We start from the raw sequence: 24,376 nt of genomic DNA on the forward strand, positions 1-24,376 counted from the left end.
ACCTCCCCCCTCAAGGGGGAGGTGTGGCGAGCGGCCAGCCCCATCCGATCTCCCCCCTTGAGGGGGAGATGCCCGGCAGGGCAGAGGGGGGTAGCGCCAAGCACCGCCAGCATTGTGTTCCTCACACCCCTGTCGCCGGAATACCGCTGCGCTCGACCTTGCGCGGGGCGACCAGTTCCTTCCAGGTGGATACCGCCTTGTTGACGGCAGGGAAGGGTTCTCGGCTGACGAACTGGCCGTGGCCTTCCTGCGTCTTCACCGTCGCTTCCTCGATCACCACCTTGCCCCGCGACAGCGTGAAGCGCGGCAGGCCGGTCACCTGCTTGCCTTCGAAGACGTTGTAGTCGATCGCCGACTGCTGGCTCTTGGCCGAAATCGTCTTGGAGCGCTTTGGATCCCAGACGACGAGGTCGGCATCGGCGCCGACGAGGACCGCGCCCTTCTTCGGATAGATGTTGAGGATCTTGGCGATATTGGTCGAGGTGACGGCGACGAATTCGTTCATCGTCAGGCGGCCGGTCGCCACCCCATAGGTCCACAGCATCGGCATGCGGTCTTCGAGGCCGCCGGTGCCGTTCGGGATCTTGGCGAAGTTGCCGACGCCGAAACGCTTCTGCTCGGTGGTGAAGGCGCAGTGGTCGGTGGCGACGCAGGAGAGCGAGCCCGACTGCAGGCCGGCCCAGAGCGAATCCTGGTGCTGCTTGTTGCGGAAGGGGGGCGACATGACGCGGCGGGCGGCATGGTCCCAGTCGGGGTTGGAATATTCGCTCTCGTCGAGCGTCAGGTGCTGGATCAGCGGCTCGCCATAAACGCGCATGCCCTTCTGCCGCGCGCGGCGGATCGCTTCATGGGCCTGCTCGCACGATGTGTGCACGACATAGAGCGGCACGCCTGCCATGTCGGCCAGCATGATGGCGCGGTTGGTGGCTTCGCCTTCGACTTCGGCGGGGCGGGAATAGGCATGCGCCTCGGGGCCGTTATTGCCTTCGGCGAGAAGCTTGGCGGTCATCGCCGCCACCACGTCGCCGTTTTCGGCATGGACGAGCGGCAGCGCGCCCAGATCGGCACAGCGCGAGAAGGAGGCGAACATCTCGTCGTCGTTCACCATCAGCGCGCCCTTGTAGGCCATGAAATGCTTGAAGGTGTTGATACCCTTGTCCTGGACGATCGTCTTCATCTCGTCGAAGACGCGCTCGTTCCAGCCGGTGATGGCCATGTGGAAGGAATAGTCGGCATTGGCGCGGCTGGTCTTGTTGTGCCACATCGAGAGCGCGTCGAGCGGCGACTGGTCCGGCGCCGGCAGACAGAAGTCGACCACCATGGTGGTGCCGCCGGCAAGGCCTGCGCGCGTGCCGCTTTCGAAGTCGTCGGCGGAGTACGTGCCCATGAAGGGCATTTCCAGATGCACATGCGGATCGATGCCGCCCGGCATGACATAGCAGCCGGCGGCGTCGAGAACCGTGTCTCCCGAAAGCTCCGGCCCGATCTCGACGATCACACCGCCCTCGATCTTGACGTCTGCCTTGTAGGTGAGATCGGCGGTGACGATGGTTCCGCCCTTGATGACTGTGCTCATGTCGTTTCACCCCATGTCGTGTTGGTTCTTGTGATCATTCTCGCCTCCGGCGCCCCCTCATCCGGCGCTACGCGCCACCTTCTCCCCGCTGGGGAGAAGAGGTCACGCCGTCGCCGTGCGCTCCCTTTGTCGAGATCTGAAAGCAGCTTCATGGAAACGGTCATTGGAAACGGCGAGGCCGCGGCACACTCCCTCTTCTCCCCAGCGGGGAGAAGGTGGCCCGAAGGGCCGGATGAGGGGGCGCGAAGCGAGCACTGTTGCGGCATGGCGGTCACCGTTTCTCCCGTTTCGCCGGAGAGAAGCGGATCGCTTCGCATTCCTCCACGATCTGGCCCTGCAGCACCGCCAGAATAGTCTCCAGAACGGCTCGGCGTTCTTTCAGTACCTCGTCGTTCCAGAAACGCAGAACCGAATAGCCGTTGTCGTTCAGCCAGCGGGTGCGAACCTCGTCCGCCATGCTCTCGGCATGCTGACTGCCGTCGAGTTCGACGATGAGATGCCGTTCCCGGCAGACGAAATCCGCCACGTAGACGCCTAGGGGAACCTGTCGCGAAAACTTGTATCCGTTCAGTTGCCGGTTGCGAAGATCGCTCCAGAGGCGAAATTCGGCCCCTGTTTCGTTCTGCCGCAGTGAGCGCGCCTGATCCGTCTTGCCGGGGCGCCGCTTGGTGATGTCCCGTTGGTCGCCTGCCATGTGGGAGCCCCCCTCATCCGGCGCTACGCGCCACCTTCTCCCCGCTGGGGAGAAGAGGTCACGCCGTCGCCGTGCGCTCCATTCCTCTAAACCACACAGTGGCGTCGCCGAACCGGTCGGTGAAGATGGTGAGGTCGCCACAAACTCCCTCTTCTCCCCAGCGGGGAGGAGGTGGCCCGAAGGGCCGGATGAGGGGGCGCCGCAGGCGATTGCCATCACGCCACAATCTCCGCCGTCTCCAGCACGGCCTGCAGCAGCACGTCGGCGCCGGCGGTGGCCCAGTCCTTGGAGATGTCCTCGGCCTCGTTGTGCGACAGGCCGCCGACGCAGGGGCACATGATCATGGTGGCGGGCGCCACCTTGGCGGCCCAGCAGGCGTCGTGGCCGGCGCCGGAGATCAGGTTCATGTGGCTGTAGCCGAGCCGCTCGGCGGCGTTGCGCACCGTTTCCACCAGCTTCGGATCGAAGGTGACCGGGTCGAAATGGCCGACGGCCTCGACCGAACAGCCGACGCCGAGCGCTTCGCAGATCGCGACCGCTTCCTTCTCGATGCGGGCGCGCATGCGGTCGAGCTTGGCCTGGTCGGGGGTGCGGATGTCGATGGTGAAGATCACCGTGCCCGGAAGCACGTTGCGGGAATTGGGCGAGAACTTCACCTGGCCGACCCCGCCGACCGCTCCCGGCTGGTTGTCCATGGCGACGGCCTGCACCATTTCCATAATGCGGGCCATGGCGAGACCGGCGTTGACGCGCAGGTTCATCGGCGTCGAGCCGGTATGGGCTTCGCGACCGGTCAGCGTGAATTCCAGCCACCACAGGCCCTGGCAGTGGGTGACGACGCCGATCTGCTTTTCCTCGGCTTCGAGGATCGGGCCCTGCTCGATGTGATATTCGTAATAGGCGTGCATTTTTCTGGCACCGACCTCCTCGTCGCCGAGCCAGCCGATGCGCTTCAACTCGTCGCCATAGGTCTTGCCGTCCGGATCCTGTCGGCCATAGGCATAGTCGAGCGAATGCACGCCGGCAAAGACGCCAGAGGCGAGCATGGCGGGAGCAAAGCGCGCGCCTTCTTCGTTGGCCCAGTTGGTGACGACGATCGGATGCTTCGTCTTGATGCCGAGATCGTTCATCGAGCGGACGATTTCGAGGGCGGCCAGCACGCCGAGCACGCCGTCATACTTGCCGCCGGTCGGCTGGGTGTCGAGATGCGAGCCGACATAGACCGGCAGGGCGTCGGGATCGGTGCCGGGACGGGTCATGAACATCGTGCCCATCTTGTCGACGCCCATGGTCATGCCGGCCTCTTCGCACCACTTTTGGAAGAGGCTGCGGCCTTGCGCGTCGGCGTCGGTCAGCGTCTGGCGATTGTTGCCGCCGGCAATGCCGGGGCCGATCTTCGCCATCTCCATCAGCATGTCCCAGAGGCGGTCGCCGTTCACGCGCAAGTTCACGCCGGTTTGAGCCGTCATTGCAGTCATCCTCACCTGTTTTCGAAGGGTCATGCAAGAGGCATGCCCTGTTATTCCCCGTGGTCTCCAGCCGAATGATTTTTTGCTTGTTAGGCTGGATAAAATGGCCGGTTGCCTTTGGATGGCACCTGTCCGATAATTTGACCGACTGGTAAACATTACAGCTTCCGGCGCGGCACTCAAGACGCAAAAGACGAAAAAACCACGACAAAATTCAGGGCATCTGCCTGAAAAAGGTGCATCAATAAAACTGATAAAGATCAAGCTCTTGGGCTTGGCGGACGAGGGTTGGGACGGAACGCATGGCGATACCGAGGGCGGCGAGGACACAAAGGCGAACCCGCATCCAGGAAGAGAAGGAAGAGGTGATCCTCGAAGCGGCACTCGACGTCTTCTCGCTACGCGGTTTTCGCGGCTCGACCATCGACCAGATCGCCGAGGTGGCCGGCATGTCGAAGCCCAACCTGCTCTATTATTTCCGCACCAAGGAAGGCATGCACCGGGCGCTGATCGACCGGGTGCTGGAGAACTGGCTGGAGCCGCTTAAGGCTTTCGATCCGAAAGGGGATCCGGAGGAGGAGGTGCGATCCTATATCCGCCGCAAGCTGGAGATGGCGCGCGATTTCCCGCGCGAGAGCCGGCTGTTCGCCAACGAGATCCTGCAGGGCGCGCCGCATATCGAGGATATGCTGAAGGGGCAGTTGAAGGACCTGGTCGATGAGAAGGTCGAGGTCATCCGTTGCTGGATCCGGGCCGGAAAGGTCCGCGACTGCGATCCCCATCACCTGATCTTCTCGATCTGGTCGACCACCCAGCATTATGCCGATTTCGACGTCCAGGTGCGGGCGGTGCTGGGTGAGGGCGAGCGAAGCGACACGCGCTTCGAGGATGCGGCCCGCTATCTCGAGGGCCTGTTCGTGCGAGGCCTCATTCCGCAAAAGCCGAAGGTCGGCTGATCAGTCCGGCAGCCATGCCAGAACCAGCAGGCCGCAGGCGGTCACCAGCGCGCCGAGGAAGACGGCGCCGGACGCCCAGCCGTGGCCGATCAGGCCCTCGATGACGATGATGAAGGTCGGCGTCAGGTATCCGTAGGCGAGCACCTTGGACGCGGGCAGGCGCACCGAGGCATATTGCAGAAGGAAGAAGGTGACCGCCGTGGCGAAGACGGAGAGATAGATCACCGCGATCCACACCATCGGCGGCAGGTTGAAAAGGTCGACTTCGACAAGGCGGGGGGCGGCCGGCACGAGAATGAAGGCGAAGGTGGCGACGGCTGCCCAGAAGACGAAGGCGAGCGGCGCTTCCTTGCGGTTGAATAGCCTCAGCAGCGGCACGTAGGCGGCATGGCACAGCACGCCGACGAAATAGATCATCTCGCCGCGGCCGACGTCGAAGGCGAGAAGGGCGCCGAGATCGCCGCGAAAGATCACCCAGACCGCACCGGTTGCCGCAATCAGCAGGCTGACGAGGACGGCCGGCTTGGTGTGTTGGCGCATCAGGAACCAGGCAAAGACGGCGCTCAAGAGCGGCATGAGGGTGAAGACCGCACCGGTCGCCACCGGTTTGGTGAACTGCAGCGCGACGAACATCGTCGTCATGTAGACCGCCATCAGCAGGCCGAGCACCGCAAACCGCCAGGGCTCCTTCGGCCATGAGAGCGACACGCCCAGCTTGGCGCAAAGCGCCGCTATGAAGACCACCGTGACCGCATAGCGCAAGGCCTGGAGGGCAAGCGGATCGACCATCTGGGTGGCGATGCCGCCCAGGGAAAAGGACCCGGAAACCAGAAGGGAGAAAAGCAGGACCGCCAGATGGGCCTTCAGTTTCTCGCTGCCCCGGGCGTGGATGTTGTGGCGGGATCTGTCGGTCGCTTGCTCTGTCACGGTCTGCTTCGGCTGGCTTTGTGGGCGCCGGCTTGCGGCATCGGCTCTGCCTAGCATGGCCGCAGCGAAGATGGAAAGGCGAGACTAGGTGCAGTGCGGTGTCTCAGCCGACCTCGGCGGTCCTGAGCTGCATCCATGTGCGGGCGCGGGCAAATTCGATCAGGGCATTGCCGTCCATCGGGCGGGCGAGCGCATAGCCCTGCAGGGTCTGGCAGCCGAGGTCGCGCAGGATGGCGGCGTGGTGCATGGTCTCGACACCCTCGGCGACGATCTCGATGCCGAGCGAGCGGCCGATGTCGACGATCGAACTGATCAGCCGGCGCTGGGCGGAAGAGACGATGATCGGCGCGGTCAGCTGGCGGTCGATCTTCAGGCGGCGCGGCGACAGCTTCAACAGGCTGAGGATCGAGGCATAGCCGGTGCCGAAATCGTCGATCTCGATGTCGATGCCATAGGCCTTGATCCGCTCGATGCTGCTGGTGACGGCGGCACCCTTGTCGTCGAAGGAGATGGATTCGAGGAGCTCGAACGACAGGCTGCCGGGCACCAGATCGAGCCCGTCCAGGCGTTGCAGCAGGCTTTCGTCGAACAGGCGCTGGGCGGAAATGTTGACCGAGACCTTGTCGATCGCCAGATCATTGGCCAGCCAGCGGGTGCGTTGCAGAAGCGCCTGGTCGAGGATGGCCGCATCGATCTGGGAGACGACGTTGAGGCTTTCGGCAATCTTCAGGAAGCTGTCCGGGCCGAGGATGCCTTCTTCGGGGTGGTTCCAGCGGGCGAGCGCCTCGACGCCGTTGATCTCCAGCGTATGGGCATCGAACTGCGGCTGGAAATAGGCGATGAAGTCGTTCTGGTCGAGCGATTTGAGGATCGCGTCTGCCGTCTTCTTGGTGTTGATGGTCAGCGATTTCAGCCGGTCGGTATAGCGCTCTACACGGTTCCTGCCGTGGCGCTTGGCCTCGTAGAGGGCGATGTCGGCATTGACCAGCAACTGCTCGGCCTTGAAATCGCAGAGTTCCCGGGTGGCGATGCCGATCGAGGCGCCGACCCGACATTCGTGACCGCCATGGATGATCGGCGTATTGATCGCGTCGATCAGTCGGCGGGCAAGGTCGCCATATTCCTGATCGGTCAGCGTATCGGCGCAGACGACGACAAACTCGTCGCCGCCGATGCGGGCGACGAAGTCCTCGATACGGGTGTTCTCGCGCAGCTTGGCGGCGACATGCCGCAGAATGGCGTCGCCGGCGCCGTGGCCGAGGGTGTCGTTGATGTCCTTGAAACGGTCGAGGTCGATATGCAGCACGGTCGCCGGCGCCTGCGTCTCGTTCACGGCATCGAGCCGCATCAGGTATTGGTCGAGGTAGCGGCGGTTCGGCAGGTTGGTGAGGGCGTCATGCAGCGAATTGTGCTCCATGTGCTGGCGGGCCTGCTCGAGTTCGCGGTTCTGCAGTTCGGCCTGCTGCTTGGCGTCGCGCAGTTCCTGCTGCAGGCGGATGTCGGCCGTCACGTTCCAGTTGACGCCGACCAGCTTCTTGCGGAAGCGAGAATCGCGGTAGGTCGTGCCATAGGCGCGGACATGGCGTACTTCGCCGTCGGCGGTCATCACGCGGAACTCGGTGACGTAGTCCTTGCCCGATTCCATGGCGCGGGCGAAGACCTGTTCGGCTTCGGCGAGATCGTCGGGGTGAAGCGCGTCGCGCCAGGTCTCATAGGTGTAGTGCCCGTCGCCTCCAACGCCGTAGAGCTTTTGCATGCGGGCGTCCCAATTGAGCTCGCCGCTGCCGATATCGAGCTCCCAGACGCCGATGCGGGAGGCTTCGAGGGCGATTTCCAGACGGTGCGAGAGCGCGCGCAGTTCTTCTTCGCGCTGGCGAAGGGCGGCGATGTTGGCCTGGCGTTCGCTCAGCAGCCGGGCGATCCAGGCCACGGGCGCGACGATCATCAGGCCGACCAGCAGCATCAGGATGCGGGAGACCCAGAGATCCGGCGCCGGCTGGTCCCACCCGCCCTTCGGCGCCGCGACGATTTCCCAGCTCTCGCTGCCGAAGCTGATCGGCATCGTGACCGGCGCTGCGGCAAAAAGCGATGCGTCGCCGAAGAAGACCTTGCCGACGCTTCCGTCCTCGGCCTTGGTGGCGATCGCCACGTCGATGCCGAGGGTGTTGGAGGTCAGGCCGCCATATTCATAGAGCCGGTCAATGTCGATGACCGCCGCCATGAGGCCCCAGAAGGTCCGGCCGCCGCGGCCATTGGGCACGATCACGGGATAGCGGACGATCAGGCCCTGTCCGCCCTGGACCAGATCGACCGGGCCGGTCGCGACATATTTGCCGGTTTCCCGGACCCGTTCAGCGGCGGCGCGCTGTGCCTCGCTCCTGCGATAGTCGAAGCCGATCAGCGGCTGGTTGCCGGCAAGCGGATAGACGTATTTGACCACCAGGTTCGGGGCGGCGGCGATGTTGCGCAGCTGGTGGTTCGTTTCGAAGATCCGCACGCCAAGCGTGGCAAAGCGGTCGGCGGAGATGTCCGGCTCGGTCTCGATGACCGCCACCAGGCCCTGCACCAACTGGATATTGGCGGTGATGCCGCCTTCGAGGCGGGCGCGCACCAGTCCGAGCTCCTCCGCGACACGGTTGCGGATGTTCTCCTGGTAGAGGCGCTGTTTCTGCTGATCGGCATAGCCGACAGCAATCGCGACGGCGATGACGACGATCACGGCGGGAAAATAGTATTGAAGAGCCGCGCCGAGCGCTCTCCATCCGTATTTTCCTGTATTTCCTGCCATGCCTGCTGTCTCCACTCGCATGGTCGAGCAACTCTCAGCCACCGGTTCACCCAACACGGAGGGTGACAATTCCACGAAACTCTTGAAATTTGTTGAATCAGCGCGCGAAACATTGCGATTATCGCCCGCTAGACGCGAGCCGCGGCATGGCAAAAAAAAAGACCCCCATGCGGGGGTCAGGAGGAGTAGAGGCGGAACGGGACCTATTCGGCGGCCTGAACCGCCGTCGGATTGTTCGGATGCGTCGTCCAGTTGGCATAGATCGGACTGACCGGGCTTCCGGTGCGCTGGTCGAGCGTTCCGGGCTCAAGACCCACCATGGTGATGCAGTTCTCGACCGGACAGACGTTGACGCAGAGGTTGCAGCCGACGCATTCGTCCTCCATCACCTCGAAATGCCGCACGCCGTCGACCTCTGCCGTGATTGCCTGGTGCGACGTATCCTCGCAGGCGATGTGGCAGCGGCCGCACTTGATGCAGGCGTCCTGGTCGATCCGCGCCTTGGCGATATAGTTGAGGTTCAGATACTTCCAGTCGGTGACGTTCGGCACGGCACGGCCTGTGATGTCGTCGAGATTGCGATGGCCCTTGGCGTCCATCCAGTCGGAGAGGCCGGTGATCATTTCCTCGACGATCTTGAAGCCATAGGTCATGGCCGCTGTGCAGACCTGCACGTTACCGGCGCCGAGCACCATGAATTCGGCCGCATCCCGCCAGGTGGTGACACCGCCGATGCCGGAGATCGGCAGGCCGTAGGTCTCCGGATCGCGGGCGATCTCGGCCACCATGTTGAGGGCGATCGGCTTGACCGCCGGGCCGCAATAGCCGCCATGGGTCCCCTTGCCGCCGACCGTCGGATTGGGGGCGAAATTGTCGAGGTCGACAGAGACGATCGAGTTGATCGTGTTGATCAGCGAGACGGCATCGGTGCCACCGGCCTTTGCCGCGCGGGCCGGCTTGCGAATGTCGGCGATGTTTGGCGTCAGCTTGGTGATCACCGGCATGCGGGTGTATTGCTTGCACCAGCGCACCACCATTTCGATATATTCCGGCACCTGGCCGACGGCGGCGCCCATACCGCGCTCGGACATGCCGTGCGGACAGCCGAAGTTGAGTTCAATCCCGTCGGCGCCGGTCTCTTCAACCAGCGGCAGGATCGCCTTCCACTCTTCCTCGACGCACGGCACCATGATCGAGGCAACGAGCGCCCGGTCCGGCCAGTTCATCTTGACCTGCTTCATCTCCTGGAGATTGACCTGAAGCGGGCGGTCGGTGATCAGCTCGATGTTGTTGAGGCCGAGAAGACGGCGGTCGGCGCCCCAGATCGCGCCGTAGCGCGGGCCGTTGACATTGACCACCGGCGGGCCTTCCGAGCCGAGCGTCTTCCACACCACGCCGCCCCAGCCGGCCCTGAAGGCACGCTCGACGTTGTAGGCCTTGTCGGTCGGCGGCGCGGAGGCGAGCCAGAAGGGGTTGGGCGACTTGATGCCGACGAAATTATTGCGAAGATCAGCCATTGTCTTGTCCTCTCTGAAGCGCTTACGCGACGGCGGTCAGTCCCGCCGTTTGAACGGCGAGAGAACGGTTGATGCTTTCGGCCGCATCGCGGCCCATGGCGACGGCCGAAACCGTCAGATCCTGGCCACCGAAGGCGCAGTCGCCGCCGGCCCATACGCCGGGCAGGGAGGTGCGGCCCTCGGCGTCGATGGCGATCTTGCCGGCCTGGAGTTGCATCTGCTCGATGCCCATGAGGTCGAGCTTCTGACCGATGGCGACGAGAATCTGGTCGGCCTTGATCTCGGTCTTGTGGCCGGTGCCCTTCATCATCCCGTCTTCGACATGGGTATATTCGAGAGTGATCGCCGAGACATGGCCATGGTGGTGCGCCACTTCCTTCGGCTGCAGCCAGTGGCGGATGTGGACGCCCTTGGAGGCAGCGAGATCCTGCTCGAACTCGGAAGCGTTCATGTGTTCCTTGCCGCGACGGTAGCAGATCGTCACGTTTTCCGCGCCGAGCAGCTTGGCCTGCACGGCCGCGTCGATCGCCGTCATGCCGCCGCCGATGACGACGACGTCGCGGCCGACCGGAACGTCCGCCTTGTCCTTTGCCTCGCGCAGGTTGGCGATGAACTCGACGGCGTCGAGGATGCCGTTGGTGTCGGCGCCGGGAATGTTGAGCGCATTGACATTGCCAAGGCCGGTGCCGAGGAAGACGGCGTCATGCTTGGCCTGCAGGTCGGCGAGGGTGAAGTCGCGGCCGAGCATTCCGCCGTTGATCACGTCGATATTGCCGATCGACAGGATATAGTCGACCTCGCTCTGGGCGAAATCATTGGTCGTCTTGTAGGCGGCGATGCCGTATTCGTTGAGACCGCCGGCCTTTTCGCGGTGGTCGTAGATGGTCACCTGGTGGCCGTGCATGGCGAGCCGGTGGGCGCAGGCGAGGCCCGCCGGGCCGGCGCCGACCACCGCGACCGATCGGTCGGTCGATGGCGCGGGCGTGTAGAACTGCCGTCCCTGTTCGATGGCGATATCGGTCGCATAGCGTTGCAGCCGACCGATCTCGACCGGGCGCTCCTCCGCCGTATTGCGCACGCAGGCCTCCTCGCAGAGGGTCTCGGTCGGACAGACGCGGGCGCACATGCCGCCGAGGATGTTCTGGTCGAAGATGGTCTTGGCCGAACCGATCGGATTGCCGGTCGAGATCTGGCGGATGAACAGCGGGATATCGATCGAGGTCGGACAGGCCGTCATGCACGGCGCGTCGTGACAGAAGTAGCAGCGATCGGATGCCACCAGCGCCTCATGCTCATCGAGGCGCGGATGCAGATCGGAGAAATTCCTCAAATAATCGGCAGCGTCCAGCCGCCCGGCCTTCAGGCCCGGTTCCAGTCGTCGCATCGTGGTTCCCCTTTTTTATCGAGCGATTGGCAACAGGCTAACCCAGGAAAAAAAATTTATCAAACGGTAAAATTTCTCTCTGGTGGGCGAGCAGAAGGCTTGTAGAGCAGGGGCTCTAGCTTTCCAGCAAGGCCTTCTCCCGCTGCCGGTAGAGCTTCGGCGGCAGGCCCGCATGCTGGGCGAAGAAGCGGCTGAAATAGGCCTGGTCCTCGAAGCCGAGCCGCGAGGCGATCTGCTGGATCGAAAGGGCGCTGAACACCAGGTCGCGCTTGGCCTCCAGCACGATGCGGTCGGCGACGAGGCGGCTCACCGGCTTGCCGGCCAGTGCACGGGTGATGCGGTTGAGGTGGGTGGCCGTCAGGCCGAGGCGCCGGGCATAGTGGTCGACCGGCAGGCGGGACCGGAAGTCCTCGCCGATCATCCGGGTCAGTTCCGCCAGGCGCTCCCCGTCCCGGTCGGTGTCGCTCCGGCCGCGTTCCGCTCCGGCAAGTCGCAAGCTCAACAGCAGCGCTGTGCGCAGCAAGGGCTCGACAAGCGCGGTCGGGCGCGCGCCGCCCTGGACGATTTCCTGTTCGGCGCGATCGAGGGTCTCGCAGAGATATCGGCTGTCGGGATGTTCGTCCGGCAGGGCGGTCAGGCTCGGTTGTCGCAGCCATTCGGCGAGACCCGCATGGCCCTGCAGTTCGGCCGAGAAACGGCTGGCCACCAGCGTGATGACGGCGCCGTCGACGTCGCGGGAAAAGCGGAAGCCGTGGTCATGCCGCTCCGGCATGACGATCACTGTGCGGGGGCCGAAGGGGTGCCAGCGACCGCCGAACAGGGCCTCGCCCCGGCCGCTGCGAATGTGCAGAATCTGAAACAGGCGTTCATGCCGGTGCGGCCGGATCTCCCAGCTGTGCAGCGAGCTGCGGCTGAAGATCGTCTCGGCATGGGCCCAGAATTCCGTGCGTTCGGTCGGCTTCTCGCCGTAGAGGCTGTAGATCGGAACGGGTCTGGTCACGTTCTGTGCCTCGTTCGATGTTCGAATTGTCCAAGAATGTGCCGGAATCTTCCATTGCCGGCAAGAGCTTCCGGCTTATCATTCGGCAAGAATTCAGGGAGGATTTCCATGCGCACCCAGGTCGCCATCATCGGTTCCGGGCCTTCGGGCCTTTTGCTCGGTCAGTTGCTCACCAAGGCCGGCATCGACAATGTCATCATCGATCGCGTCGATCGCGACTATATCCTCGGCCGCATCCGCGCCGGCGTGCTCGAAGTGGGCGCGGTCGGCATGATGGACCGGGCCGGCACCGGCCAGCGCATGCACGCGGAGGGGCTCGTCCATGACGGGTTTGCCCTGTCATTCTCCGGGCGCCGCCACCGCATCGACCTCAAGGGCCTCACCGGCACGTCCGTGATGGTCTATGGCCAGACCGAGCTGACGCGGGATCTGATGGACCAGCGCGAGGCCGAGGGCGGCGTGTCGATCTATAATGCGGCCAATGTCACGCCGCATGATTTCGATGGCGAAAGCCCGTACATCACCTATGACAAGGACGGCGTCAGCCATCGCATCGACTGCGATTTCATCGCCGGCTGCGACGGCTATCACGGACCCAGCCGGGCCGCGGTCGAGGGCAGGGGGCTGAAGACCTACGAGAAGGTCTATCCGTTCGGCTGGCTCGGCATTCTCGCCGATGTGCCGCCGGTCGATCATGAGTTGATCTATGCAAACCACGCGCGCGGCTTTGCGCTCTGTTCGCAGCGCTCGCTCACCCGTTCGCGCTATTACGTCCAGGTGCCGCTCAGCGACAAGGTCGAACAATGGTCGGACGATGCCTTCTGGGACGAGATCCGCCGTCGTTTGCCGGCCGATGTGGCCGAAGCCATGGTGACCGGCCCGTCGATCGAGAAGTCGATCGCCCCCTTGCGTTCCTTCGTCGCCGAGCCGCTCCGGTTCGGCCGGCTGTTCCTGGTGGGCGATGCCGGCCATATCGTGCCGCCGACGGGAGCCAAGGGGCTGAACCTGGCCGCGTCCGACGTGCATTATCTGTTCGACGGCCTGCAGGAATTCTATGGCGAGCGTTCGATGGCTGCCGTCGATGCCTATTCGGCACGTGCCCTGTCGCGCATCTGGAAGGCCGAGCGCTTCTCCTGGTCGATGACCATGCTTCTGCACCGCTTCCCCGATGAGGGCGATTTCGGTCAGAAGGTGCAGGAGGCGGAGCTCGATTACCTTTCGGGCTCGTCAGCCGCGCAGACCTCCATGGCGGAGAACTATGTCGGTCTGCCTTACTGACAGCCTATCCCGCGTCTCACTTCCCCCTCGGCCGGTCGTTCAGCGACCGGCCGAATTTGTTCTGGGTCAAAATATGATGCGAATTATCATGTTTTAATCTTTACTCTAAAAATCATGTTTATTATGGTCCGGACTCACAGGACGGGGATAGCCGCATTTGCGCGGCGCCGAGAGTTGAGGAATGGGCATGGCCAAGAAGAACAAGAAGCAGGCGGCGCAGAAGCTGTTGGCGAAGGGCGACCAGGCTTCACCGGCCGCGCCTGCTGCGAAAGCGGCCCTGAATGTCCGCAGTTTCCTCTATGTCGGCGGACGCGACTGCCAGGTGGCGCATCTGCGCCAGATCGCCACCAATCACGGCGCCGAACTCATCCACCATGACGGGGGCTTGCGCGAAGCGGTGTCGCGCATCGACACGGTGCTGCCCTCCGTCGACTGTGTCTTCTGCCCGATCGACTGTATCAGCCACGATGCGTGTCTGAGGGTGAAGAGCGGCTGCAAGAAGTTCGGCAAGACGTTCATTCCGTTGCGCAACGGTTCGAAGTCCAGCCTCGAACGGGCCTTGCAGACCCTGAGCGATAGGAAGGACAATCCATGAGCGATGATGATTATGACCGGAGCCTGTTGATCGGCCTGCACAAGATGGCCGCCCAGAGCGGCGATGGACTGGCCATGGCGATGTACGAGCGCTTCGCCGATGCCGAGACGGTTCGTCGTGACAGCGCCGAGATCGTGCCACTGCCGGGTTTGCACCAGCGTCCGGCCAAGCCGATGTCGGCCCGCCTGCCCTATGGCGAGGCGACGATCATCAGCTTTCCCGCGCCGACATGGCAGACGAACGCGCTTCGCAAGAAGGGCTGACGCCGGTCAGTGGCGCGGAGCCGGGCGGTCAGGTCCTCGATACGGGCAGGAAGGCGCCGATAGCGGCGATCAGCCAGCCCGCCATCATCAGGATCCCGCCCGTCGGCGCCGCCATGGAAAAGAGGCCGGTGCCGTAGAACTGCTTCAAGACGAGATCGCCGGCAAACAAAAGGGTGCCGACCCCCATCAAGACACCGGCGCCGGTCGCGGTGCGGATCAGCCTGTGGCCGGCGAAAAGGGCCAGCATGGCCGGCGCATGGGCGAGGCACATGGCCGAGGCGGGACCGAGCAGGGCCCCGCCCATATGGGTGGCGGCTGCGGCGAGCGCCACGCCGGTGGCGCCGAGCAGACCGGCCAGAAGCAGAACGAGCGGGCGGATCCGGTCGCAAAATCCCATCATCGCCGTCATTCCTTGTTCTGCATGTGATGACCGAGCTTCTCGATCGGCGCCCAGATGATCTCGCGCAGTTTCTCGTTCTCCACGGTTTCCTCCAACGCCTGGCGGAAGCACAGGAACCATTCGTCGCGCTCCTGCGGGCCGATCTCCGCCACCATGTGCCGGCGCCGCAGCATCGGATGGCCGCGCTTCTGCATGTAGATCGGCGGACCGCCGAGATAGCCGGTCAGGTAGTCGTAGAGCTTCTCCTCGCTCTCGGCGAGGTCGGGCGGATGGATGTCACGGCAGCGCTTCGCCTCGGGCAGCGTGTCCATCAGTTCGTAGAAGCGATGGGTCAGCGCCCGCACGGTGGCGTCTCCGCCAATCGCCTCGTAAAGGGTAATCGTCTCTTGCGTCACGTCCTCAGCCTCGGTTGCCCGCCATCTTTTGCCGGTTTGGTGGTGCATGGGCAAGCGTAACCGCGCTCGGTCGCTGCGACAAATCGGTGCGGGCACCGCAATCGACGTGCCCGATCCGCCGGGCTCAGGCGGCGAGCGAAATCTCGCCAAGCGGGGTCAGGCGCTCGAAGCTCGGCCGGGCCAGCCCGAATCCCTGGATCAGCGTGACGCCGGTGTCGCGGATCGCCTTCAACTCGTCGGCGGTCTCGATCCCTTCGCAGATCACGGTGATCGACAGCTCCGTGAGCATCGCGACGAGATGCTTGAGGATCACCTGTTTCGCCCGGTCCGCGTCGATGCCGCGGATCAGGTCCATGTCGATCTTGACGATGTCCGGCTGCATCTTGGCGAGAAGGTTGAGGCCGGAATGGCCGGCGCCGAAATCGTCGATGGCGGTGAGGAAGCCGATTTCCCGATAAGTGGTGAGAATGTTCTTCAGATGCGCCACGTCCAGCGCCTCGCCTTCGGTGAATTCGAAGATGATTCGCTCGGCCGGCAGGTTGAAGGTCTTGCACGCGGCAAGCGTGGCGCGGATGCAGGCGCGCGGTTCGTAGACGGCGTTGGGCATGAAGTTGATCGACAGCCGGGCATTGCTGGCGGTCAGGTCAAGACGGGCGGCAAGCTCGATCGCCTTGACGCGACATTGCTGGTCGAAGGCGTAGCGATTGCCCTCGTCGACGTTGGAGAGCACGGCGCCGGCGCCTTCGCCGCCGATGCCGCGCACCAGCGCTTCATGGGCAAAGACCTGTCGCCGCTCGATATCGACGATCGGCTGGAACGCCATGGAGAAGGGGCTTTGAAAGGCCTGGCCGTCGCGGCAACCGGCGCATGATGCACTCATCGGTGAAACTCCTGCTGTTCCACCCTTTATGGCGCAAATTGGTTACCATTGCCTCACCCGGCCCCGGTGAACGGAAACCCGCACGCGGCGGGTTTCCGCCAGGGCTCGCCAGTCTCAGTCGAGGCACTTGGCGTCCGCCACATGCGCCAGGAGGCGGCTGGTGTCGGCGGTGAACAGCGGGCCGTTCTCGTCCTCGGTATTGCCTTCCAGATGGTGCGAGTTGAGGCTGATCACGCGGTTCTCTCCCGCCCCGCCGCCGACCTTGAAGTCGGTGAACCAGGCGCCGCCGCTATTGCCCGAACGCATCGGGTTGCCCGCCATCGTCACGATGCCGTCCACGACCGCCAACCATTCGCCGTCGACCTTGTAGAGGAAGCGGCCGTTGCCGAAATTGGCCGGATAGCCGATCGCGGTCAGAGCCTTGTCGGCGGGCGATCCGATGGCCATTTCCAGCGGCTTCTCGTCGTCCTTTCCGTCGGCCAGGATGAAGGCATAGTCATAGGCGAAGTTCGGGGCCGGGTCATGGAAAGCGTCGAACAGCGAGACGCAGCGCCAGCCGACCGTCTGGGCGGTTGCGCCGTCATTATAGGCGCGCTGGAAGGTGAAATCGGAAAACCACTTGCCGGTCTCCTCGTCCATCACGCAATGGGCGGCGGTGAGGATGACCGAGGCGCTTTCGACGAACTGGGCGGTGCAGGCGGACGGCACCCCGTCGCCGTCGCGAAAGGTCAGCCGGCCGGTGCTCCAATAAGGGGCGGCGGCGGCCGGATCATCGACCTTTTCCGGCACGCCCTTGACCAGGCTGCCCTGCTTGTCGGGACCCGCCCCGAGGTTGAGAATATTGGGATTGAGCGCCCGGAAGCGCTGCTGCATCTCTCGCAATTCTTCCGGGGAGACTTCCTTGCTCGGCATCGGTCTGGCCGATTGCAGTTCCTCCAGGCTGAGCGGGGCCCGGCCGTCCTTGGAGTTCTTCAGGTTCTCGATCTTCAGATCCGCCGCCGATGCGCCCGAGGCGGCGAGCGCCAGGCAAAGCAGGGCGGATGCGGTGCGGCGCAGGCCGCCATTCAGTTTGGTCATCGTCCTCATCCTTGTTGCTGGTCGGCCAAGGCGGCAGGCCCGCGCATCCGGCGCACGGGTCGTTCTGTCCTTGAGCCATGGTTTGTTCGGGGTGAGGTGGCCGGTGAACCGGCCACCCCTGGATGCGGTGGATGTCAGAGCAGCAGCGGCATGCGAAGCTCGATCATGCCGCGTTCGATCAGGCCCTCGGACTTGGCGTCCGGGACGAAGACGCCGCGGTTCGGGTCATACTTGAGGGTGATGTCGTTGACGCCGCCGCCGAAGCGGGCAACCGCATTGTTGCCGACGATCTTGGTGATGATCGTCTCGCTGGCGAACTGGCTCTGCAGCCAGACATAGACATTGGTGAAGGGCGTCATCTGGATCTGCTGCTGCGACAGCACCGACTGGGCCGAGATCGGCTTGCGTTCGGCCAGTTTCTTGCTGACCATGGCCGATTGCGACAGGCCGAAGGTCAGAGCCGGATACTGGGTATAGGGCATCATGTTCTCGGCGGCGAAGGTACCGGTAGCGATTGCCGGACTGTTCTGGAAGACGCCGAAGGTCGCCGCCGGCGTGAACGGATAGTAGCCGGCGTCGAGCGCCGGGCCGGGCGTCACTTCCGAAAGCTTGGAGATATTGTTGCCCTGGCTCACCTCGGTGGTGGAGGCGTAGATCCAGTAGTCTTCCGTCCATTCGACGGTGGTCGACTGGAAGGGGTCGATCGACAGCCAGACGACGTTCGGGTCGCCGCTGCCGACCGGCTTGGCAAGGGTCAGCCGCTGTCCGGCGGCCTTGATGACATTGAGGTCGGTGGGGTCGATGTTGAGCGTGAGCGAGTAATTGGGCATGACAATTTCCTTCCGTCTCAAGGGTTGATCGATCTGCCAGTCGACGTCCAGGCGTCGCTAAAGCGTTCCTATTTGCACAACCTGGCGCTCTCTAATTTCAACCGCTGAACGCATCCGGTTTAGGCGATGCCGATTGCCCATAGAATTACGGGGGTGGCTAATAAGCCTTATGGTGTAGACGCTTAGGCTGGAGTGTCCGGCAAGGCGCGGCCATGGAGAATATACACCTATGCGTGTATAATATGATTGACTTAAATTTTGAAGCGTGCTCAAAAGGGAACGGTTGTGATACAGTCTCATTGACGCCGAAGCCCCCATCGGAGCCTCGAAACAAATGTCTGGCGCGAATGACGATGCGAATTGGCTATGCCCGCGTTTCCACCCACGACCAGAATATCGAATTGCAGTTGCTGGCCCTCAAGGCGGCCGGATGCCGGCGGATCCACACCGACCACGGCCTGTCAGGGGCATCCCGATCGCGTCCCGGCCTGGTCGGCGCGCTCGGCGAACTTTCGCCCGGCGATACGCTGGTGATCTGGCGGCTCGACCGGCTGGGTCGGTCACTGTCGCATCTGATCGAGGTGGTGGCCGAACTCGGGCGCAAGGAGATCGGGCTTTATTCGATCAGCGAGTCGGTTGACACCGCATCGGCCGGCGGCATCCTGATCTTCCACATCATGGGCGCGCTTGCCGAATTCGAGCGGGCTTTGATCTCCGAGCGCACCAAGGCCGGCATGTCGGCGGCCCGAGCCCGCGGCAGCCCGATCGGACGCCCCGTCAAGCTGATGGCGCACGAGATCGATGCCGCCCTCGACGCCATGAGCCAGGGGACGCCGCTGGCCGCCGCCGCCCGCCAGTTCGGGGTGAGCCGGTCGACCCTCTATCGCAGCATGCGGCGGGCCGATGGGGAGGGGACCAGCCCGGCATAGCGAAATTTTCCGCCCCATGGAACAAAGTGGCGATTGGAGCGCTTAGGGCGGGTCCGAGAGCGGCAGGTCGATAGGGGTGAGGAAGGCGGAAGCGGCCGACCGGAACATGACCCGCGACCTGAGCCCGCCCTGCGGCTGTCCCTCGATCTGGCGATGTCTACGGCCGGATCTTCGCGAAAGGCGTGACATGAACGACACCATTGCCCTGATCGGTTCTGGGCCCACCGCGATCTACTGCCTTCGCAGACTTCTCTCCTCCGCGCGGCCGCTGGAAATCACGGTATTCGAGAAGGAGGCCGTCGCCGGCCGGGGCATGCCCTATCATCCGGCCGTCAACGATCGCGCCATGCTCGCCAATATCGCCAGCATCGAAATACCGCCGATCGGCGAAACGCTGGTCGAATGGCTCGACCGCCAGCCGCCGGAGGAACTCGATCGCCTGCGGGTGCAACCGGCCCAGATCAATGATCGCGAATTCCTTCCGCGCGTGGTCCTCGGCGAATATTTCAAGGCGCAGTTCGATCGGGTCGTCGCGACCGGCCGGGCGGCGGGCCATACCGTCACGATCAAGGCCGGCCATGAAGTCACCGATGTCGCGCTTCAGCGGGACGAGATCCGGGTGACGGTGTCGCGTCCCGATCTGCCGAGCGAACACTATGCCTTCGGTCATGTGGTCATGGCCACGGGGCACAGCTTTCCCGACCTTACCGAAGTCAAGCCAGGCTATTTCGCCTCGCCTTGGCCGGCGCCGCTGCTCAAGGACATTCCGGCGGGCCGCGTCGGTATTCTCGGGACGTCGCTGAGCGGGATCGACGCCATGGTGACGGTCGCCACCAGCCACGGCACTTTCTATCACGACGAGGCCGGCCTTCTCGAGTTCCACCGCGCCGCCGACAGCGAGGGGCTCTCCATCGCGCTGATGTCGCGCAAGGGCATGCTGCCCGAGGCCGATTTCTATTTCCCCATCCCCTATGCGCCACTGTCGATCTGCACCGACGAAGCGGTCGACGATCTGATCGCATCCGGCCGCGACGACCTGCTGGACGCGGTCTTTGCCCTCTTTTGCGAGGAACTGGCCGCCGCCGATCCGGACTATGCGGCGAAGATCGGCCTTGCCGGACTGACGGTCGAGACGATCGAAGCCGCCTATTTCGCCGATCGCCAGGAAAGCGATCCCTTCCTGTGGGCAGCGCTCAACCTGGCCGAGGCGAAGCAGAATTATGAAACCCTGACGACCATGGCCTGGCGCTATGCGATCCTGCGCATGCACGAGGTCGTGGCCCGTGCCGTGCCGCACGTCAACGCCCGCGACCTGAAGCGCTTCCACCGCCACTTCAAGAGCCTGTTCGTCGACGACTATGCGACCGTGCCGCATGCCTCGATCGAGCGGGTGCTGGCGCTGCGCCGCGCCGGCGTGCTCGACATCGTCGCGCTGGGCGGCGACTACGATCTCGACATCGATACACCCGAGCGCGGTGCGATCATCACCCGACCGGAGGGCGAACTGGTTTTCGATACGCTGGTCGATGCGACCGGGCAGGGAGGGCTCACCGCCGACGAGATCCCCTTTCCGAGCCTCAGGCGCCAGGGTGGCGTTTCAAAGGCGAGCGCTCGCAGCGAAGGTCAGGTGCAGATCGGCAGCCAGCCCATGGCGGAACAGGAAACCGGCGGCATCGCGCTCGACAGTTTTTTCCGGATCGTCGTCGAACAACCGCTCAGCAACCGGCTCTATTGCTTGGCGCTGCCCTTCCTGCTGCACCAGTTTCCCTTCGTGCAGGGCATTACCAGTTCGCACGAACTCGGCGAGACGGTGGCAAACGCCATCCTCGCCGACATCGGCAGGCCCGATTTTCACTCACCGGAGGCGGTGCTGCCGGAGGGGCGGGTCCCGGAATTCCTCGTGTAGGACGAGCGACGAGGAGCGGACGCGGTCGGCGGTGGATCGCATCCTGTAGCTGACCAACCTAGCCAGGAAACGCTCTAAGGCTGGTCCTCACCGGCGCCCCAGGCGATGAAGAACGGGTTGGCGAAGTCCGTGTCGCTGGACTGCTCAGTCTTGCCATAGGCGAGCGGCGTGCCGTCGAGGCCGCGTGTCTTTCCGCCGGCCGCCCGGAGTACGGCGTCGCCTGCCGCGGTGTCCCATTCCATGGTCCGGCCGAACCGGGGATAGACGTCGGCCTCGCCTTCGGCCAGCAGGCAGAACTTGAGCGACGATCCGATCGACCGATATTCGGTGATGCCGTTCTCCGCCAGGAATTCTTCCGTCTCCGCATTGTTGTGCGAACGGCTGGCCACGGCGACCGGCGGGGTGCGGCAGACGCGCGCGGCGATCGGCCGGCGGTCGGCGATGGTGAAATCCGGATTGACCGTCAGTCTGAAGGCGCCGGCGCGGGAGCCGACATAGGCAATGCTGAGGGCAGGGGCGTAGACGATGCCGGCCACCGGTATGCCGTTCTCGATCAGCGCGATGTTGACGGTGAACTCCGCCCGGCGATTGATGAACTCCTTGGTGCCGTCGAGGGGGTCGACCAAAATGAAGGGCCGCCCGTTTATGTCTGGCACCTTGCCTGCCGAAACCGCCTCCTCGGCGACCACCGGCACGCCTGGCAGCGCTTCGGCGAGGCGGGCAAGGATCACCGCTTCGGCCCGCTCGTCGGCTTCCGTGACGGGCGAGCAATCGGGCTTCAGCGTGACATGGATGCCCGCCTCGTAAACCTCGAGAATGGTCCGGCCGGCCGCCAGTGCCGCTTGTTCAAACGTCTCGATCACGCGTCGTCTCTCCATTCATCCGGGTTGCCAGCATTTCTTCGATCCGCATGGCCAGATCGTTCGGATCCGTCCCGACGGTGCGCAGATGCAGTTCGGGATTTTCCGGCGGCTCGTAGGGTGAACTGATGCCGGTGAAGTTCTTGATCTCGCCGCTCATCGCCTTCCGATAGAGACCTTTCGGATCCCTTCGCGCGCATTCCTCGATCGGCGTGTCGATGAACACCTCGAAGAACTCACCCTTGGCCATCATCTCCCGGGCGAGTTGCCGCTCGGAGCGGAAGGGCGAGATGAAGGAGACGATCACGATCAGGCCGGCATCGGCCATCAGCCTGGCGACCTCCGCCACACGGCGGATGTTCTCGACCCGGTCCTCGTCGGTGAAACCGAGGTCGCGGTTCAGCCCGTGACGGATATTGTCGCCGTCGAGCAGGTAGGTGTGGTAGCCGAGCGAATGCAGCAGGCTTTCCAGCCGGTTTGCCACTGTCGACTTGCCCGATCCGGACAGGCCGGTGAGCCAGATGACGGCGGGCCGGTGTCCCTTCAGCGCGGCGCGGGCCGCGCGGTCGACCTCGACGGCCTGCCAGTGGATGTTGTCGGCGCGGCGCAGCGCATAGTCGATCATGCCGGCGCCGGCGGTGCGGTTGGTCGTCCGGTCGATCAGGATGAAATTGCCGGTGGACCGGTTCTCGCGATAGGGGTCGAAGGCGATGGGCGCGCGGGTCGAGAGATTGCAGACCCCGACCTCGTTCATCTGCAAGGCCTTGGCGGCGATGTGGGAGAAGGAGGTAATGTCGACGCTGTATTTCAGCGCCGTCACGGTCGCCTCGACGCTGTCGGTCTCGGTGCGCAGGATATAGCTTCGGCCCGGCAGCAGCGGCTGGTGATCGAACCAGATCACATGGGCCTGGAACTGGTCGGCGACACTCGGACGGGCGGCGGGGGCGACCAGCATATTGCCGCGCGACACGTCCAGTTGGTCTTCGAGCACCAGCGTGACGGCCTGTCCCTCGACGGCCCGTTCGAGCGGGCCGTCATGGGTGACGATCTCCCGGACCCGCGATGATTGCCCGGACTTGGCGACGACCAGCGTGTCGCCGACGGCCACGCTGCCCGAGGCGACCTGGCCGGCAAAGCCACGAAAGTCGAGATTTGGCCGGATGACATATTGTACCGGAAGCCGGAACGGCCGATCGAGCGCGGCGTCTTCGACCGGCACGGTCTCCAGGTGTTCGATGAGGCTCGGGCCGGCATACCAGCCGGTCTTGCCGGACCGGCGTGTGACATTGTCGCCGTAACGGGCAGACAGCGGGATCGGCTGGATGGTGGAAAAGCCGAGATCCCGCGCGAAGGCCAGGTAGTCGGCGACGTGCCGGTCGAAGACGGCGCGGTCATAGCCGACAAGGTCGATCTTGTTGACGGCGAGCAGGATGTGCCTGATGCCGATGAGAGACGCGATGTAGGAATGCCGTCTGGTCTGCTGCAATATGCCCTTGCGGGCGTCGACCAGAACGACAGCGAGATCCGCCGTCGAAGCGCCGGTCGCCATGTTGCGGGTATATTCCTCGTGTCCCGGCGTGTCGGCGACGATGAACCGGCGCCGCTCGGTGGTAAAGGAGCGATACGCGACGTCGATGGTGATGCCCTGTTCTCGCTCGGCTTCCAGCCCGTCGACCAGAAGGGCGAAATCTATGTCTTCGCCGGCGGTGCCGTGCTTGCGGCTGTCGCTTTCGAGCGTGGCGACCTGGTCGTCGAGAACGAGCTTGGCATCGTAGAGAAGGCGGCCGATCAGGGTCGACTTGCCGTCGTCGACCGAGCCGCAGGTGATGAAGCGCAGCAGCGATTTGTTCCGCTCGTCATGCCGGTCTTCGCCATGGCTTGCCGGGGGGGCGTCTGTCGGGGCCGTGGCCATCAGAAATAGCCCTCGCGCTTCTTCTTCTCCATCGAGCCCGCCTCGTCCCGGTCGATCATTCGGCCCTGGCGCTCGGATGTGCGGGCGGTCAGCATTTCGCTGACGATCGCCTCGAGGGTCGTGGCATCGGATTCGACCGCGCCCGTCAGCGGATAGCAGCCAAGCGTACGGAACCGCACCATGCGCTCCTCGATCTTGTCGCCCGGTCCGATCGGCATGCGCTCGTCATCGACCAGGATCAGCATGCCGTCGCGCTCGACCACCGGACGCTTGGCGGCAAAATAGAGGGGAACGATCGGAATGTTCTCCTTCAGGATGTATTGCCAGACGTCCAGTTCGGTCCAGTTCGACAGCGGAAAGACCCGGATCGATTCGCCCGGCGCGACGCGGGTGTTATAGGTCTTCCACATTTCCGGCCGCTGGCTCTTCGGATCCCAGGCATGCGCCGTGTTGCGGAAGGAGAAGATGCGCTCCTTGGCACGGGATTTCTCCTCGTCGCGCCGCGCGCCACCGAAGGCGGCATCGAAGCCGTACTTGTCGAGTGCCTGGCGCAGGCCGACCGTCTTCATCAGGTGGGTATGGGCACTGGAGCCGTGTACGAACGGAGAAATATTCTGCGCGATGCCCTCCGGATTCACATGGACGAGAAGATCGAGGTCAAGTTCCTTGGCCATGCGATCACGAAAGGCGATCATCTCCTTGAATTTCCAGGTCGTATCTACGTGCAGGAAAGGGAAGGG

22 protein-coding genes are annotated in these 24,376 nt (G+C 63.9%); 6 read left to right on the forward strand and 16 right to left on the reverse strand.

Features of this window, described 5'->3' with window-relative positions; all coding sequences use genetic code 11:
- Positions 1 to 121: 121 nt before the first annotated feature.
- The 3 genes from hydA to DYZ14_RS22715 all read right to left on the reverse strand — a co-directional run bounded on the left by hydA (position 122) and on the right by DYZ14_RS22715 (position 3,739).
- A complete protein-coding gene (gene hydA, locus DYZ14_RS22705) occupies positions 122 to 1,576 on the reverse strand; it encodes a dihydropyrimidinase (RefSeq protein WP_154722742.1) in 1,455 nt (484 codons plus the stop codon).
- A 271-nt stretch (positions 1,577 to 1,847) separates the two neighbouring features.
- A complete protein-coding gene (locus DYZ14_RS22710) occupies positions 1,848 to 2,489 on the reverse strand; it encodes an endonuclease domain-containing protein (RefSeq protein ID WP_154722743.1) in 642 nt (213 codons plus the stop codon).
- Positions 2,486 to 3,739: a Zn-dependent hydrolase gene (locus DYZ14_RS22715; protein WP_154722744.1), complete on the reverse strand. Its 1,254-nt coding sequence runs from the start codon at positions 3,737 to 3,739 to the stop codon at positions 2,486 to 2,488. The genes DYZ14_RS22710 and DYZ14_RS22715 overlap by 4 nt, the downstream gene beginning before the upstream one ends.
- 302 nt (positions 3,740 to 4,041) lie before the next feature.
- Between DYZ14_RS22715 and DYZ14_RS22720 the strand changes: the two genes are divergently transcribed.
- Positions 4,042 to 4,695, forward strand: a complete 654-nt coding sequence (locus DYZ14_RS22720) for a TetR family transcriptional regulator C-terminal domain-containing protein (RefSeq protein WP_154722745.1) — start codon at positions 4,042 to 4,044, stop codon at positions 4,693 to 4,695.
- Here DYZ14_RS22720 and DYZ14_RS22725 read toward each other — a convergent pair whose 3' ends face one another.
- From DYZ14_RS22725 to DYZ14_RS22745, 5 genes are all read right to left on the reverse strand, one after another.
- Positions 4,696 to 5,622 carry a DMT family transporter gene (locus tag DYZ14_RS22725; RefSeq protein ID WP_232365648.1) on the reverse strand — a complete coding sequence of 309 codons (927 nt, stop codon included), beginning with the start codon at positions 5,620 to 5,622 and terminating at the stop codon, positions 4,696 to 4,698.
- 103 nt (positions 5,623 to 5,725) lie between these two features.
- Positions 5,726 to 8,410 carry a bifunctional diguanylate cyclase/phosphodiesterase gene (locus DYZ14_RS22730; protein ID WP_154722747.1) on the reverse strand — a complete coding sequence of 895 codons (2,685 nt, stop codon included), beginning with the start codon at positions 8,408 to 8,410 and terminating at the stop codon, positions 5,726 to 5,728.
- A gap of 203 nt (positions 8,411 to 8,613) precedes the next feature.
- On the reverse strand, positions 8,614 to 9,927 hold the full coding sequence (gene preA / locus DYZ14_RS22735) for an NAD-dependent dihydropyrimidine dehydrogenase subunit PreA (protein ID WP_115669553.1): 1,314 nt from the start codon (positions 9,925 to 9,927) through the stop codon (positions 8,614 to 8,616).
- Between the two features lie 22 nt (positions 9,928 to 9,949).
- On the reverse strand, positions 9,950 to 11,311 hold the full coding sequence (locus tag DYZ14_RS22740; RefSeq protein ID WP_154722748.1) for an NAD(P)-dependent oxidoreductase: 1,362 nt from the start codon (positions 11,309 to 11,311) through the stop codon (positions 9,950 to 9,952).
- Between the two features lie 115 nt (positions 11,312 to 11,426).
- Positions 11,427 to 12,311: a helix-turn-helix domain-containing protein gene (locus DYZ14_RS22745; protein WP_154722749.1), complete on the reverse strand. Its 885-nt coding sequence runs from the start codon at positions 12,309 to 12,311 to the stop codon at positions 11,427 to 11,429.
- 108 nt (positions 12,312 to 12,419) lie between these two features.
- Between DYZ14_RS22745 and pobA the strand changes: the two genes are divergently transcribed.
- From pobA to DYZ14_RS22760, 3 genes are all read left to right on the forward strand, one after another.
- Positions 12,420 to 13,589 carry a 4-hydroxybenzoate 3-monooxygenase gene (gene pobA, locus DYZ14_RS22750; RefSeq protein WP_154722750.1) on the forward strand — a complete coding sequence of 390 codons (1,170 nt, stop codon included), beginning with the start codon at positions 12,420 to 12,422 and terminating at the stop codon, positions 13,587 to 13,589.
- Positions 13,590 to 13,776: 187 nt separating this feature from the next.
- A complete protein-coding gene (locus DYZ14_RS22755; RefSeq protein ID WP_154722751.1) occupies positions 13,777 to 14,184 on the forward strand; it encodes a DUF2325 domain-containing protein in 408 nt (135 codons plus the stop codon).
- Complete coding sequence (locus DYZ14_RS22760) at positions 14,181 to 14,447, forward strand: hypothetical protein (RefSeq protein WP_154722752.1); 267 nt, start codon at positions 14,181 to 14,183, stop codon at positions 14,445 to 14,447. Before DYZ14_RS22755 ends, DYZ14_RS22760 begins: the two co-directional genes overlap by 4 nt.
- Positions 14,448 to 14,475: 28 nt before the next feature.
- On the opposite strand, the gene DYZ14_RS22765 is transcribed toward DYZ14_RS22760, so the two are convergent.
- The 5 genes from DYZ14_RS22765 to DYZ14_RS22785 form a co-directional block, all read right to left on the reverse strand.
- On the reverse strand, positions 14,476 to 14,844 hold the full coding sequence (locus DYZ14_RS22765) for a DUF423 domain-containing protein (RefSeq protein ID WP_154722760.1): 369 nt from the start codon (positions 14,842 to 14,844) through the stop codon (positions 14,476 to 14,478).
- 8 nt (positions 14,845 to 14,852) lie between these two features.
- Positions 14,853 to 15,290, reverse strand: coding sequence for a group II truncated hemoglobin (locus DYZ14_RS22770; protein WP_445292612.1), 438 nt, complete (start codon positions 15,288 to 15,290; stop codon positions 14,853 to 14,855).
- Positions 15,291 to 15,366: 76 nt separating this feature from the next.
- Positions 15,367 to 16,122: an EAL domain-containing protein gene (locus DYZ14_RS22775; protein WP_154722754.1), complete on the reverse strand. Its 756-nt coding sequence runs from the start codon at positions 16,120 to 16,122 to the stop codon at positions 15,367 to 15,369.
- Positions 16,123 to 16,236: 114 nt separating this feature from the next.
- Complete coding sequence (locus tag DYZ14_RS22780; protein ID WP_154722755.1) at positions 16,237 to 17,199, reverse strand: trypsin-like serine peptidase; 963 nt, start codon at positions 17,197 to 17,199, stop codon at positions 16,237 to 16,239.
- Between the two features lie 134 nt (positions 17,200 to 17,333).
- Positions 17,334 to 18,029, reverse strand: coding sequence for a hypothetical protein (locus DYZ14_RS22785; protein ID WP_181903960.1), 696 nt, complete (start codon positions 18,027 to 18,029; stop codon positions 17,334 to 17,336).
- A gap of 347 nt (positions 18,030 to 18,376) precedes the next feature.
- On the opposite strand from DYZ14_RS22785, the gene DYZ14_RS22790 reads away from it, so the two are divergent.
- Both DYZ14_RS22790 and DYZ14_RS22795 read left to right on the forward strand, forming a co-directional pair.
- The gene (locus DYZ14_RS22790) at positions 18,377 to 18,958 is read left to right on the forward strand and encodes a recombinase family protein (RefSeq protein ID WP_332308696.1); all 582 of its coding nucleotides are present in this window, start codon (positions 18,377 to 18,379) and stop codon (positions 18,956 to 18,958) included.
- A 187-nt stretch (positions 18,959 to 19,145) separates the two neighbouring features.
- Positions 19,146 to 20,864: an FAD/NAD(P)-binding protein gene (locus DYZ14_RS22795; RefSeq protein ID WP_154722756.1), complete on the forward strand. Its 1,719-nt coding sequence runs from the start codon at positions 19,146 to 19,148 to the stop codon at positions 20,862 to 20,864.
- Between the two features lie 74 nt (positions 20,865 to 20,938).
- On the opposite strand, the gene cysQ is transcribed toward DYZ14_RS22795, so the two are convergent.
- From cysQ to cysD, 3 genes are all read right to left on the reverse strand, one after another.
- Positions 20,939 to 21,742 (reverse strand): 3'(2'),5'-bisphosphate nucleotidase CysQ, encoded by an 804-nt coding sequence (gene cysQ / locus DYZ14_RS22800; RefSeq protein WP_154722757.1) that lies wholly within the window; start codon positions 21,740 to 21,742, stop codon positions 20,939 to 20,941.
- Positions 21,711 to 23,636, reverse strand: coding sequence for a sulfate adenylyltransferase subunit CysN (gene cysN, locus DYZ14_RS22805; RefSeq protein ID WP_154722758.1), 1,926 nt, complete (start codon positions 23,634 to 23,636; stop codon positions 21,711 to 21,713). Before cysN ends, cysQ begins: the two co-directional genes overlap by 32 nt.
- Positions 23,636 to 24,376, reverse strand: a 741-nt coding sequence (gene cysD, locus DYZ14_RS22810; RefSeq protein WP_154722759.1) for a sulfate adenylyltransferase subunit CysD, incomplete at its 5' end; no start/stop codon positions are given. The genes cysD and cysN, both read right to left, overlap by 1 nt.

It is taken from the genome of Ciceribacter sp. T2.26MG-112.2 (assembly GCF_900492205.1).
GTDB classification, from domain to species: domain Bacteria; phylum Pseudomonadota; class Alphaproteobacteria; order Rhizobiales; family Rhizobiaceae; genus Allorhizobium; species Allorhizobium naphthalenivorans_A.